This is a genomic window from Streptomyces sp. NPDC017520 (genome assembly GCF_044329855.1).
Taxonomy (GTDB): Bacteria; Actinomycetota; Actinomycetes; order Streptomycetales; family Streptomycetaceae; genus Streptomyces.
The window spans coordinates 201415-214583 of record NZ_JBIRKB010000005.1 but is presented as its reverse complement, the minus strand read 5'-3'; the positions used below and the strand labels follow the sequence as shown (position 1 = coordinate 214583).

11 protein-coding genes and 2 pseudogenes are annotated in these 13169 nt (G+C 70.0%); 4 read left to right on the top strand and 9 right to left on the bottom strand.

What is annotated here, in order from left to right; all coding sequences use genetic code 11:
- Positions 1–20 precede the first annotated feature (20 nt).
- Positions 21–647: a TetR/AcrR family transcriptional regulator gene (locus ACH4KB_RS14280; protein WP_398066250.1), complete on the top strand. Its 627-nt coding sequence runs from the start codon at positions 21–23 to the stop codon at positions 645–647.
- A gap of 68 nt (positions 648–715) precedes the next feature.
- Here ACH4KB_RS14280 and ACH4KB_RS14275 read toward each other — a convergent pair whose 3' ends face one another.
- Positions 716–3931 carry a bifunctional cytochrome P450/NADPH--P450 reductase gene (locus tag ACH4KB_RS14275; RefSeq protein ID WP_398066249.1) on the bottom strand — a complete coding sequence of 1072 codons (3216 nt, stop codon included), beginning with the start codon at positions 3929–3931 and terminating at the stop codon, positions 716–718.
- Between the two features lie 251 nt (positions 3932–4182).
- On the opposite strand from ACH4KB_RS14275, the gene ACH4KB_RS14270 reads away from it, so the two are divergent.
- Positions 4183–5244 carry a zinc-binding dehydrogenase gene (locus ACH4KB_RS14270; RefSeq protein ID WP_398066248.1) on the top strand — a complete coding sequence of 354 codons (1062 nt, stop codon included), beginning with the start codon at positions 4183–4185 and terminating at the stop codon, positions 5242–5244.
- Positions 5245–5327: 83 nt separating this feature from the next.
- Here the strand turns inward: ACH4KB_RS14270 and ACH4KB_RS14265 are convergent, their stop codons facing one another.
- Together ACH4KB_RS14265 and ACH4KB_RS14260 are read right to left on the bottom strand one after the other, a co-directional pair.
- The gene (locus ACH4KB_RS14265; RefSeq protein ID WP_398066247.1) at positions 5328–6017 is read right to left on the bottom strand and encodes a DUF1345 domain-containing protein; all 690 of its coding nucleotides are present in this window, start codon (positions 6015–6017) and stop codon (positions 5328–5330) included.
- Between the two features lie 298 nt (positions 6018–6315).
- Positions 6316–6486: pseudogene (locus ACH4KB_RS14260) on the bottom strand (pirin family protein); the annotation flags it as partial.
- Between ACH4KB_RS14260 and ACH4KB_RS14255 the strand changes: the two are divergent.
- Positions 6467–6652, top strand: a pseudogene (locus tag ACH4KB_RS14255) (hypothetical protein); the annotation flags it as partial. The pseudogenes ACH4KB_RS14260 and ACH4KB_RS14255 overlap by 20 nt on opposite strands.
- Complete coding sequence (locus tag ACH4KB_RS14250; protein ID WP_398066246.1) at positions 6649–7053, top strand: (2Fe-2S) ferredoxin domain-containing protein; 405 nt, start codon at positions 6649–6651, stop codon at positions 7051–7053. The pseudogene ACH4KB_RS14255 and the gene ACH4KB_RS14250, both read left to right, overlap by 4 nt.
- Positions 7054–7129: 76 nt before the next feature.
- On the opposite strand, the gene ACH4KB_RS14245 is transcribed toward ACH4KB_RS14250, so the two are convergent.
- The 6 genes from ACH4KB_RS14245 to ACH4KB_RS14220 are packed head-to-tail and all read right to left on the bottom strand — an operon-like array spanning position 7130 to position 13134.
- The gene (locus ACH4KB_RS14245) at positions 7130–8008 is read right to left on the bottom strand and encodes a glycosyltransferase family 2 protein (protein WP_398066245.1); all 879 of its coding nucleotides are present in this window, start codon (positions 8006–8008) and stop codon (positions 7130–7132) included.
- 39 nt (positions 8009–8047) lie between these two features.
- The gene (locus ACH4KB_RS14240; protein ID WP_398066244.1) at positions 8048–8854 is read right to left on the bottom strand and encodes a nucleoside phosphorylase; all 807 of its coding nucleotides are present in this window, start codon (positions 8852–8854) and stop codon (positions 8048–8050) included.
- The gene (locus ACH4KB_RS14235) at positions 8851–10656 is read right to left on the bottom strand and encodes a B12-binding domain-containing radical SAM protein (protein WP_398066243.1); all 1806 of its coding nucleotides are present in this window, start codon (positions 10654–10656) and stop codon (positions 8851–8853) included. Before ACH4KB_RS14235 ends, ACH4KB_RS14240 begins: the two co-directional genes overlap by 4 nt.
- A complete protein-coding gene (locus tag ACH4KB_RS14230) occupies positions 10656–11882 on the bottom strand; it encodes a DegT/DnrJ/EryC1/StrS family aminotransferase (protein WP_398066242.1) in 1227 nt (408 codons plus the stop codon). Before ACH4KB_RS14230 ends, ACH4KB_RS14235 begins: the two co-directional genes overlap by 1 nt.
- 20 nt (positions 11883–11902) lie before the next feature.
- Positions 11903–12430: an RpiB/LacA/LacB family sugar-phosphate isomerase gene (locus ACH4KB_RS14225; RefSeq protein WP_398066241.1), complete on the bottom strand. Its 528-nt coding sequence runs from the start codon at positions 12428–12430 to the stop codon at positions 11903–11905.
- On the bottom strand, positions 12427–13134 hold the full coding sequence (locus tag ACH4KB_RS14220; protein WP_398066240.1) for a transferase: 708 nt from the start codon (positions 13132–13134) through the stop codon (positions 12427–12429). Before ACH4KB_RS14220 ends, ACH4KB_RS14225 begins: the two co-directional genes overlap by 4 nt.
- Positions 13135–13169: the final 35 nt, after the last annotated feature.

Below are 13169 nucleotides of genomic sequence, written 5' to 3'. Positions count from 1 at the left end.
TGAGTCGATATAGTGAGCTCATGGCTCATGTTTCCGCGGCGGAGCGCCGCCCTCAGTTGATCAAGGCGGCCATCGATCTCATGACCCGGGAGGGTGTGGCCGCGGGGAGCACCCGTGCCATCGCCGCGGAGCTCGGTGTCGCCCAGACCACCGTCCACTACACCTTCGGCTCGAAGGAGGACCTCTACCGCGCGGTCATGGACGAGATCACCGACGAGCTGGTCGCGCATGTGCAGCGGGCGGCCCCGGAGGACGCGGGTTTCGAGGAGACCATCATCGCCTTCGCGCGGTCCCTGTGGGACACCGTGCGCGAGCCGACGTCGCACCACCAGCTGCTCAGTGAGCTGACCATGTTCGCCCTGCGTGTGCCCGGTCTCAACGAGGCCCGGCAGGGCCACTACCAGCGGGTCATAGAGGTGACCGCACAGGTGATCACCGAGACAGCGCAGAGGACGGGGCAGAAACTGGCCGAGTCTCCGCACACGGTGGCCCGGTTCTTCCTCTCCGGCTTCGACGGACTCACCATGCAGGTCCTTGTGGCCCTGCCCGACGAGGCCGCTGAGCGGACGGGCCTCAGGGCACTCGTAGCCGCGACTGTAGCGCTGGCGAAGGGAAATCTCGAACTCCCGGACGTGCCGACGGCCTGACTCGACGCGACACGTTGTGGGCGCACCTTTCCGGGTGCGCCCACAACGTCTTTGCCTACTCCAGGGAATCAGCCGGCCCAGACATCCTCGACGTAGCGTCCGGACTCGACGAGCTCGCCCAGCCATGCCACGGCCTGCTCATCGCTCGCACCGGTCCGCTCACGGTAGACCGCCATGAATGCTTCCCGTACGGCGGGCGCCATTCGGCGGCCGTCACCGCAGATGTAGACGCGTCCGCCCGCGTCCAGGACGGACCACACCTCCTCGCTCTCGCTGGCGATGCGCTCCTGAACGAAACGAGCGCCGTTCTCGGGCGCGTGCATGAAGGTGGGGCGCATGCTGACGGCCCCGGCCGCCTCGGCCGCCTCGAACTCCTCCCGGTGCAGGAAGTCCACGTCGGGGTGGTCGCAGCCGAAGTAGCAGAGCAGGGTGCCGGTCGAGCCGGTGTGGTGGCGATCGAGGACCGCGCCGCGGAAGGGCGCGAGGCCGGTGCCCGCGCTGACCAGGATCACCGGCACGGAGGTGTCCTCGGGGAGGCGGAAGGACTCGCTGCACGGCAGGACCCGGGCCTGGATCACGTCACCCGCGTCCATGGTCTGCAGGAAGTGCGAGGCGATGCCCCGGAAGGTCCCCTCCCCCGACCGGTGGGGCGCGGCGAGCAGCGAGACCATCAGGTCGGCCTCGCCGGGCCGGGCCGCGGCGGACGACGAGATCGAGTAGTGCCGGGGACGCAGCACCGGCAGCAGCTCCAGGAAGCGCTCGAAGGGCAGCTCGCACGCGCGGTAGCGCTCCAGGAGGTCCAGGACGCTGAGGCCCGCGGCGGTCACCTGTTCCCGGAAGGCATCGGGATCGGCGGTGGCGAAGGCGGTGAGAGGCTGCTTCTCGGGCGGGCAGGTGGTGTGCTCGGCGAGCACGGCGACCTGCTCCTGGGTGGCAGCGTCCTGGAGTTCGACGAAGTCGGTGAGGAGACGGCGCAGGGTCAGCGGCCGGTCGACGGGCAGGGCGGCCCGGCTCCGGCGGCGGGCGCGCAGCCGGACGGTACGGTCCAGGTCGAGGCCGAAACGGTCGACGACGCGCTGGACGAGGGCCTCGGGGTTGCCGGGCAGGACGGCCAGATGGTCGGCGGTGCGGTAGGTGACGCCCTCGGGGAGCCTGAGTCGCAGGAACCGCTTGGAGCGGCCCAGTTCGTGGTCGGTGTCGACGAGTTCGTACGCTTCGAGAACCTTCATCGGCTGAACGCCATGACGCTCGGCGAGACCGCCGAGGACCGACTCCGAGGTGTCCTCCAGGTCGTACAGCCCTTCCCCTTCGGCCTCCGGTGCGGGGTCGGCCGCTTCACCGGCGATCGCCTGGCCGTACTCGTCCAGGAGCGCCTTCCAGAGGTTCTCCGTCCACTGGTCGACCGCTCCTCCGAAGTCGCCGGAGGCGTCGGCGCTCCCGCGCTCCAGGAGCGGGACGGCGCCGGCGGCGGTCAGACGCTCGTCGATCAGGGTGGGGATGCGCTGGTAGGTGGCTGCCCAGTTGCGGTCGCCGACACCGAGGACGGCGTACCGCAGCCCGGCGAGCGAGCCGGGGGCAAGGTTCTCCAACCAGGCGACGAACTCGGCCGCATCGTCGGTGGGTCGGCCGTTGTAGGAGGCGGCGACGATGACGACGGGCCCCTGGGCGTCGGCCAGCCTCTCCGTGTACGGGTCGAGGGAGGCGACGGTCGGGGCGAAGCCGTGCTCCTCGCCGTCCGTGCCCAGATCGCGGGCGAGACCGGCGCAGGTGCCGAGGTTGGAGCCGTGCAGCAGGGTCAGCGCGGTGCCGCTCGCCCGGCGCGTCACGGCAGAGGTCCGGCCCGCGGCGGGGTCCGCCGCCGCCGCGGTGGGCAGGCGCCGCTCGTCGCTGGTACGGCGGGAGAGCCGCAGGCTGAACCCGTCGGGCTTGATGGTCAGCGTCGACTTGATCTTCAGCTGGTAGTCGGTGTGGTCGATCAGGCGGTAGCGGTGCACCAGCAGGCCGAGCAGCAGGGTGGCCTCGTGCAGCGCGAACTGGCGTCCGATGCAAGCCCGTTCACCACTGCCGAACGGCTTGAAGGCGTGGACCGACCGAGCCGCCTCTCGCTCGGGGGTGAAGCGCTCGGGATCGAACAGCTCGACGTTCTCCCCCCAGGCAGCGTCGCGGTGCAGGGCCGAGTTGATCACCATCAGCGACTCGCCCTTGTGTACGGGGTACTTGCCGCCGATGACGGTGTCCTCGATCGGCTCGACGGCGTACCCGGGAGCCGTCGGCCACAGCCGCAGGCTCTCGTTGAGGATCTGGCGGATGTAGGTGAGCTTGCCGATGTCGCCGTACTGGGGGTCCGGGGAGCCGGTGTCACCCCAGAGGGCGTCCACCTCGGCCTGGGCCCGGGCGAGCACCTCGGGGTGCTTGGTCAGGTAGTACAGGGCGAAGGAGAGCGAACTACTGGTGGTCTCGTGGCCGGCGATCAGAAAGGTGATCACCTGGTGCCGGATGTTGACGTCGTCCAGCGGCTCACCGGTGACCGGGTCCTTGGTGTGCAGCATCAGCCCCATCAGGTCGTCCGTACTGGTGTCGCCGGAGGCGCGGCGCTCCCTGATCACATCGTCGACGAGGTCCGTCATCAGATCGATGTCCGCGCGGAACTGCTCGACCTTCTTCCTCTTGAACAACTCGGAGCCCGGGATGGACTCGCCCTTCTCCTGGGCGAAGACGAGAGCCCGGGCCATCGCCTCGACGAACGGGTGCAGGTCGTCACGGCGGAAGGACTCGAAGTCGTAGCCGAAGCCGCACAGGCCGATCGTGTCGAAGGTCAGCCGGGTCATCTCGTCGGGCACGTCCACCGTCTGCACCCCGGCCAGCCGGTCCCACTTGCCGATCAGCGAGCGGGCGACCTTGAGCATGGGGTCGTGGTAGCTGCGCATCGCGCCGAGCGAGAACGCGGGCATCAGGATGTCGTGGGCCTTGCGCCAGTTCGGTTCGTGGTTGTAGGCGGTGAACAGACCGTCCCCGGCCAACGCCCGGACCTCGACCAGTTCGGTGTGGACGTGCTTGCGGAAGCGGGTCTCGTCCGACAGTTCGGTCACGAGGTCCAGACCGCCGACCATGACGGTGTCCCTCCCGAAGAGCCGCAGCCGGTACACGGGCCCGAACTCCCTGAACTCCTTCAGCAGGTAGGCCAGGAAGTCCGCGCCCGCCGGAACGTTGAACGCGTGGCCTACGAGGGGCAGCGGGGGGCGCTCGGGGATCGCCCGCGCCGCGCCTACGGACACCTGAGTCATGAGCGTGCCTTTCATTGCAATCCAGCAGTCACCGACCAACTTACACATGACTGTGTCAGGTGAACATGTCGACTGACTGTATTGACCGACACAGTCACGCTTGGGAACCCTCCGCCCTCCGAGAACGTCCCGGCAACAGCGGCTTGACAGACGACATTGTCACTCGACACGGTTAAGCGACACGGTCGATCGACCATCCCGAGCGCCCCAGCTGTGCGCGCTCTTCTCACCGAATCCATCGAGGTTTCCGCATGAATAAAATGCTGGCCGGACGGCTGCGCCTGGACACCCGGACCTTCGCCGTCGAGGAGGTCCCGATCCCGGTCCCCGGCCCGGGCGAGGTCCTCGTCGAGGTGCGGGCCGCCGGCGTCTGCCTGTCCGACATCCATCTGATCGACGGCAGCCTGAGCCCCTTCTACCCCGTGGACGCCGTCAAGGCCTCCGGCGTCATCACCCCCGGCCACGAAGTGGCCGGTGTCGTCCACACCGTCGGCCCCGACGTGAGGGGCGGCTGGACCCCCGGCCGGCGGGTCGTGCTCCAGGCCGGTCAGGCCTGTGGCCACTGCGCCGACTGCCTGCGCCACATGGCCTGCCGGCAGCCCCTGACCCGAGGAGTGGACTACGACGGGGGCTGGGCGCAGTACGCCCTCGCGCGGGAGGACACCCTGCTCCCCATACCGGACGGCCTGCCCTTCGACCAGGCCGCGATCATTCCCGACGCCGTCTCCACCCCGTACGCCGCGATCGTGGACACCGGCGCGGTCCGCCCCGCGCAGGCCGTCGGCATCTGGGGCGCCGGAGGCCTCGGCGCCCACGGCATCCGGCTCGCCCGCCTGGTCGGCGCGGCCCCCGTCATCGCCGTCGACCCGCTGCCCTCGGCCCGCAGGCGCGCCCTCCTCTTCGGCGCCGACTACGCGCTCGACCCCATGGCCGGAGGTTTCGCCGAGGCAGTACGCAAGGCCACGGCAGGCCGGGGCATCGACGTCGCTTTCGACTTCGCGGGCGTCGGAGCGGCCCGCTCCCAGGCCACCACGGTCCTCGGCCCGAACGGCGTCCTGGTGCTCGCCGGCCTCACCCCGGAGCCGGTCACCGTCGCCGACAGCATCGACTTCTGCTTCAACGTCCAGCAGATCCGCGGACACTACGGCTCCGAGCCGGAGCACGTGGAGCAGCTCGTCGGACTGGCCGCCGCCGGACGGATCGACCTCGGCCCCTCCATCAGCGCCCACATCCCCTTGGCCGAGGCGGCGGACGCCGTCGCCCAGCTGGAGAAGAAGATCGGAGACCCGGTCCGCCTCGTGCTCATCCCCTGAGCAGGAGGCGGAGGCCGGCTCACCCCGCCCAGCGCCGTTGACCCCGGCCACCGCCCCCGCCGCCCGGGGTCAACGGCGCCTGTTCAGGCGCCCTGCCCACTGTCCAGCGTCGCGACCATGCCGGCCACGATCACTGTGTTGAAGACGAACGCGATGGTCGCGTTGGCCGCCACCGTCCGGCGCATCTCCCGCGACATCACCGTGACGTCCGTCGTGCCGAAGGTGGTCATGACCGACAGGGCGAAGTACATGTAGTCGGTCCAGGCCACTGTCTTCTCACCCGGGAAGTCCAGCGCCGCCTCGTCCTCCACGAGGTTGTCGGCATGGAACGCGACCGCGAAAGCGGCCAGGACGCAGATCCAGGCGACGACGACGAGGCCGAGCGCCATCAGCACCCAAGCCGTCGCCGGGAAAGCGGAACCCAGATGCCCGGGGCGCCAGACCGCCGACACCACGAGCGCCGCCGACGCAATGAGAACCGACACTCCCGGCCCGGGCGCGGTTCCCAGGAGATAGCGCTGCAGCACGGTGCCCCGCGCCTCCCGCCGGGCCCACAGCCGGACCCGTTCCGGCGGCGCGGCCGAGAAGGCTCTCAGCGTGACCACCAGGTAGCACAGCAGGTAGGCGAACAGCGCCACAACCCCCAGGTCAGCACCGGAGGCGGACACCGAACCCGGCACGAAAGCTCCCAGCAGGCCGAGGAGCCCGGCGACACAGAGCCCGACGACCGTGCTCACCGCGGACCGGCGGCGCTCGGAGAGCCATGAATGCACCGGCAGTGCCCTCCTCTCGAACGCCCCACGCGCCCGGGGCAACCGCTCACCCCGCGAAGGGGCCGGGAACAGAGTGTGATCGTACGAAAGGCAGGCTGTCTGAGCTGGTGAGTCAGGGTGTGATCGGATCGATGCTGACCTTTTGCTGACCTTCCTGACGACTGGTGGGACCCGACGTGTCTGACCTCGAATCCAGCAGAGCTCCGAGTACGAGCACAGGGCAGGATGCGTATCGGAGTTCCAGCATGACGGCCGCCACCGGAAGCAAGGCCAACCCCGAGAAATGGATTTCTTCAGGTCAGCGCACCCGTCCACGCGGCTTCAGCGGAGTGGCGGGAAGCTCCGGGGCGGGCAGGCGGGCGCCGTCGTAGCCCCGCACCTCGCCGAACCGGGAGCCCTCCTCCCAGTCTTTTCGCGCCTGTACGATCTCCTCACCGGATCGGGCGATGAAGTTCCAGAACCTGATCATTGCCGGAGCTTTCATCACCGCCCTGGTCGCCTGGGACCTGATCGGAAACCTCCCCCTCCCGCTCGGAGTCGCCGGCCACGAAGGCTCCACCGTCATCGTCGGCCTCAACGGCCTGCGCCTCCTGCGCGAAGCCGCCTGGCCTCGCCTCACCCAGGACACCGCGTGAGCAAACGCACCCGCCGTGCTGCCCCCACCACAGGGGCGGCACGGCCCACCGTCACCGTCTGCCGGGGCTGCTGCTGCGGCAGCCCCAAGATCCCCGGCCTCGACCACACCGCCCAGCTCCGCGACCTGCGCCACGCCCTCGACGGCCATGCGACCGTACGGGTCACCGACTGCCTCGACGCCTGCGAACGCGCCAACGTCGTCGTCCAGCCCTCCGCCGAAGCCCGCCGCAACGGCGGGCGGCCCGTCTGGCTCGGCCTGGTCAACGACCCCGACGCCACCACCGACATCACCACCTGGGTCGAGAGCGGAGGCCCCGGGATCACCGACCCGCCCGACATCCTCGACCTCTACACCTTCCGCCCCTCCCGCCGAGTCCAGGCCGAGCTCCACGACGAATAGCGCTCACACCGATCCTCCGGACAACTCAAAGTTCGATGGCACGCGCTCAAGGTTCGATGGCACAGGACAGAGAGCGTCAGAAGACGGGCGGTCGCCCGGCCGTCGTGAGCCGGAGCACGGTTCGCCAGGACATGGGCTGCCTTGGGCCCTGTCCACCGGCGAGCCCTTCACGGAAGCCGGCCAGCGTGACGCGGAGGGCCTGGCGGTCGCGAATGCGCCACAGGGTGATCAGGCACCAAGTGGCGAGGTTGAAGGGGACGAGGAGACGCGGCAGATTCCGGCGGGCGACCCAGACGCGGTTGCGGGCGTTGAGCCGATAGAAAGTCTCGTGCCGGGCCGGGTTGGTGGCGGGGTGGTGAACGACGATGTCGGGCAGGTATCGGCCGGTGCAGCCCAGGTCCCACAGCCGCCAGGCCAGCTCGACGCCTTCGTGGAAGAGGAAGAAGTCTCCGGGCCAGCCGCCAGCTCGGTCGTAGGCGTCGCGGCGGACCATGACGACGCCCTCGGCCATGACGGTGACCACGCCGGGCCGGGTGGGGTCCGAGGCCCGGAGGCGGGGCACCCAGCGGCGGAGGGTCTCACCGGTCACCGGGTCGCTGATGCGCGGTTGGACGTAGGCGAGCTGGGGGTCGCGGTGGAGTCCGGCGATGAGCCGGGCGAGGGTGTCGGTGTCGGACAGGTGGGCGTCGTTGTCGAAGAAGAAGAGGTAATCGCCCTTGACGTTGTGGGCCCCAACGTTGCGGCCCTCGGGGATGCCAACGTTCTCGGGCAGCGTGACCGTACGGACACCCGCGGGGACCTGTTCGGGTGTGCAGCCGTTGCCGACCACGACGACGTCGAGGTCGACGCCTTCCTGCGCGAGGAGCGAGGCCATGGCCCGGGGGAACTCCTCGGGCCGGTCGTTCATGGTCAGGACGACCGCGCCGACCGTGGGACGCGAGGCGCCGGTGCTCACAAGGGTGCCCTTCTGCTTCTGTTCACGAGGAGTTCAACCCTAGTGTTCGCCGGGGGTCGGCGGTAACGCCGTGGAGGTGTGGAGCGCCTGCGCCGCTGCGGCCAGCGCCATGTGAAGGGCGTGTTCGGTGTCCGGCGAGTGCCGCCGCGGGCGGCGGTCGACGAGGGAGTCCGCGATGGCGAGGACGGTGGCGACGGCGACCGTACGGCAGTGGCCCACGGCGAAGACCGCGGCGGCTTCCATGTCAGCGGCGAGGATGCCTTCGGCTTCGTACCGATCGACTTCTGCCGCTGTCTCGCGGTACGGGGCGTCCGTGCTCCAGATCGGCCCGCGCGTGACCGGTACGTCGTACGGGGCCAGCGCTTCGGTCAGGTGCTGGGTGAGGACGGGCGAGGGTGAGGCCGTACGGCCGGGGGGCAGGTAGTGGTGGGAGAGTCCTTCATCGCGCAGCGCGCTCGTACCCACGACGAGGTGGCCGGGGCCGAGCCCGTGCTGGAGGGAGGCGGCGGTGCCGACGGTGATGATCCGCCGGGTGTCGAGCGCGGCGAGCTGCTCGACGACGAGGGCGGCGGCCGGCGCGCCGAGGCCGAAGCCGCCGCACAGAGCGAACTTACGGCCCTGGTCCTCGACCAGGTGCAGGCCGCCGCGCACCCACCCCGGGCAAGGGCGTGTGGGGTACGTACGTAGAGCGTGCTCCAGCAGCCGCCCCTGGTAGAGGAGGACCACCCCGTCGAGCGGGGCGAGGTCCGCTTCCGGGTCGGTGGTGCGGACGTACGCGGCGTGCTCGGCCGGGTCGGGTACGGCGGGCAGGGCGTGCTTGCCCGGGTGGAGGGGGAAGCCGTTCACCCGAGGGTGCTCTCGCGCTCGTACAGGGCGGTGGCCAGCTGCTGCTCGGCGGCGGTGTTGACGTAATTGAGAGTGTGCCAGGGCAGGACGGGCTCGTCCATGTGCCGCAGGTGGCGGTCGTACGACAGACCACGCCGAGCGAGGGCCTCGACGAGCTGGTCCTTGGTCACCGTGTGCAGGTCGACGTTGGCGTCGTAGAGGTCCTCCAGGACCAGCCCGATCCGGCGGTCTCCGCGTGAGCAGATGACTTCGAGGTGCATGTGGCTGGCGCCGAGGTCCAGGACCCGGAAGTGCTGTTCGAACTTCTCGTCGCCGACGAGGTCGCGCAGACGGTCCTCGATCTGGGCGGTGTAGGTGTGGACGAGGTCGGGGTCGCTCATCCGCAGGCGCTGGCTGGCGGTGCCGGGCTTGGGCATGAACTGGTGGAGCTTGACGATCACCGTGCCGTCGGGGTGCCCGAGCCGATCCAGGACGTCCTGGGCGTAGTCGGCAATGGCTAGGCGGTCCGCGTCGCGCTCGCCCGGGGCGCCGACGATGAAATAGAGCATGACGGTGTTGACGTCCTTGCTCTTGCGGCACAGCTCTATGGCGTTGTCGACGCGTTCGCGGCGCTGGGTCTTGCCGTACATCGCGACGAGGTCCGGGGAGGCCCACTCGGGGGCAATGGTGATGATGCCCCGGGCCTGGTCCAGGTTCAGCTCGGTGAACAGGTGCCCGAACTCTTCGAGTTCGGTGACCGACTCCAGGTAGTCCGCAGTGAGTTCATCCGCCCTGATGGAGCCGATGATCGTGGTGACCGTCTCCCCCTCGGCCGCCGCCCGACGGGCGTAAGCGCTGATGTGGTCCAGGAGCTCACCGCGGTGGCGGTACTGGGTGAACGTGGGCGAGCTGATGATGATCCGCCGGATCTTCCGCGCTTCGAGCCGGTCAACGTAGTCCTTGAGCATGTCGATGGGCGCGTGGCGGAACGGGGGGACGCCGAGGTTGCAGAAGTCGCAGGAGTGCCGGCAGCCGAGGGTGGGGTGGATGCCGGCGGCGGTGCCGTCGCTCTTGGGGTAGACGAAGTGGGCGGGGTGCAGCTCCCGTACGGGGAGGTAGGCGGGGCTGGCCTTCGCGGGGACGGTGAGCTTCTTCGGGGTGACCGCGGCGACGCCGCCGCCGGGCAGGTACTCGCAGGTGTACAGCGACGGCACGTACAGGCCGGGAATGCGGGCCAGCTTCTCGTACAAGGTGACGCCGGTTCCGGGCTCCTCGCGGTGGGCGTGGAGGACGCGCAGCAGTTCGAGCAGGGATTCTTCGGCTTCGCCGAGGGCGATGACGTCGAGGTAGTCGGCCATGGGCTCGGGGTCGGCGAGGCCGGAGTTGCCGCCGACGACGAGCGGGTGCTCGCCGGGGATCCGGTCGGCGCTGCGGCGGGGCACTCCGGCGAGGTCTAGCTGCTGGAAGACGGAGTGCAGACTGCCGGAGTTGATGACGGAGACGCCGATCACGTCCGCCGTGCCGACGGGTAAGGGCGACTCGATGCTGCGGTAGACCTCGCCGTCCGGCGTGGTCACCCGGTTCCCCTCGTGGACCAGGCACTCGTAGTGCAGGGCGCGCTCGGCGACGGCGGGGACGTCCTTCGTACGGTTGATGAGGTCGTGCAAGCCCATGGGGCCGTTGCCCATCAGGCTGAAGGCGTGTCCGTACGGGATCATGAAGACCATCCGCAACAGCCCGTCGGGATCCTTGAGCTCGTACGGGTCGACGAGGTGGATCTCGCGGTCGAGGATGCCGTCGATTTCGGCTCGGAGCTGGGACATCAGCCGTTCTCCTTGGCGGTGGTGGTGGCGGGCTGGAGCTGGGCGACGTCGGCGGTGGCCCGGCGGACGGCGTCGCGGACCTGGGCCTCCTCGTCCCGGGTCATCTGCGGGTGGAGGCAGGGGCACAGCAGGCGGGCGGCGAGCTGCTCGGCGCGCGGGCAGCGCTGGCCGGCGGTGTGGGCGCGGATGAGGTCGTGGCCGAGGTAGGTGACGGGGTCGGAGACGATGCTGCCGACCCCGTACCGGTCGGCGAGCACGTCCATCAGCTCGTCGCGGCCCCGGCCCGCCCACGCTTCGGGGACCAGGAGGTTGTGCCGGTAGTAGAGGTGCAGGCCCTCGTCGAGCGTCGGAGGCAGGGTCAGCTCGGGAATGTCGGCGAGGGCCGCCGTACGGTCGTGCGCGCGGGTGACGCGGGCGGCGTTCATCTCGTCCAGGCGCGCGAGCTGGATCAGCCCGACCGCGGCCTGGGCCTTGGTCAGCAGCTGGTTGGTACCCCACCCCGCCCGTCCGCCGTACGTCCGCAGCCCGCGCAGCCGCTCGGCTAGAACGTGGTCGTCGGTGGTGACCATGCCGCCCTGGCCGAAGGTGGTCATCAGCTTCTTGGACTCGAAGGAGAACACCGTCGCCCAGCCCTCAGCACCGACGCGAGCTCCGGACGGGGTCCGGCCGCCGCAGGCGCGGGCGGCGTCCACGATCACGACCGGCGGCCCGTGCACCGGGTGCGGGTGGCGGGCGGCCAGCTCGACGAAGCGGCCGATGTCGGCGCTCGCCCCGTTCCAGTGGGTGAGCAGGATCGCCCGGGTCCGCGGGCCGATCCGCTGCTCGGTGTCAGCGAGGTCGAGGTTGAGGGTGATCGGGTCCGGCTCGGCCAGGACGAGTTGCCCGCCCTGCCCGATGACGGCGATGTGCGGGCCGACGAAGTTGATCGCGCAGGAGATGACCTCGTCCCCCGGCTGCAGCTCCAGGGCACGGAGCACCATCTCCATCCCGGTGCCACCCGAGTTGAACGCCAGGGCGTAACTCGCCCCGGTGTACCGGGCGAAGGCATTCTCGAAGCTGGTGACGTACTCGGCGCCGCGCCAGCCCGTCCGCCAGCTCTCCGAACCGGAGACGACCATGCGGATGGCGTCGTGCTCGGCTCCCGTGTACCAGCCGCCCTGAGCCGGCTCGAAGGGGATTGAAAGCGCTGCGGTGGTGCGGGGAACGGTGCTGCGGTTGGTCGGCATCGGCGCTCTCCTCGTACGGGTCAGGGAACGGGCGGGGGGATGATGCGGCCGGTGCTCTCCAGGTCGTGAATCATCTGGACCTTGCGGGCGGCGGACGCGGTCGGGTCGAAGCGGTGGGCAAGCCACTCCTCGGTGAGCTGCTTGGCCAGGGCCAGGCCGATGATTCCGGCGCCGAAGGTGAGGACCTGGGCGTTGTTGGAGAGCACGGAGGCCCGCACGGACAGGGAGTCGTGGGCGGTGACGGCGCGGACGCCGGGAACCTTGTTCGCCGCGATGGCGACCCCGAGGCCGGTGTGACAGATGAGCAGGGCCCTGTCGACGGTGGCCTCGGCGACGCGCCGGGCAGCCTCCTCGGCGATCTGCGGGTACGTGCCTTCGGAACGAAGGTGCACGCCGACGTCGAGCACCGTCGCGACGAGGGGGTGATTTCGTAGGTGTTCGCCGAGCGCGTCCTTGTATTCCTGGCCGGCGCGATCGGCGCCGATGGCCAGGTGCAGGGGAGGCAGAGCGTCGGGGCCAGCACCCGGATTCCGGCGGGGCGCGGTCACGGGAACATTTCCTCGACTCCCGCGTTGCGGCTGCGGATGCGGGTCTGTGCGGTGTGCGGGGCCGTGACGACGGAGTGCTCGGGGACGGCGCGGATGGCGAGGGTGACGCCGCTGTCGACCTGGCTGTTGCGGCCGACGAGGACGCCGGGGCCGAGGCTGATGTTGTTGCCGGTCTGCACCCTGTCGCCGATGACCGCGCCGAACCGCGCGGTCCCGCACCGGTACGCGCCGCCTTCGGTGCGCAGGCGGATCTCGCGGTCCCGCGCAGACATGTCGGCGCTCACCGCGATGGCGGCCACCATCACCCCGGCCGACAGGTGCGCTCGGTTGCCGACGATGGTGCGGTTGATGCCGATGCGATGGCCCAGGACCGCGCCCTCGCCGACGAATGCGGAGGTCACCTCGCAGTTGAAGCCGATGGAGGCCCCGGCGCACAGCACGCTGCCCTTGCGTACGGTGGAGAACTCGTGCACCTTCACGTCCGGGCCGATGATGACGTCGTCCCCGACGATCGCCTGCGGGTGCACGTACGCCGTCGGGTGGATGCGGTCGTCGCCGAGCAGAGCGAGAGCCTCTTCGTGCAGCTCCGACCACCGAGCGAGGAAGTCGGCCAGGTCGTAGGTGTGCAGACGCCCGTACGGGGTGGCGGCGAGCTGTCCGTAGGCGGGCGCGGTGACATAGTCGCCGAGCGGGAGCGGCTTCATGGAGTTTCGGCTTTCCGTGAGTTGGTCGCGGCGGA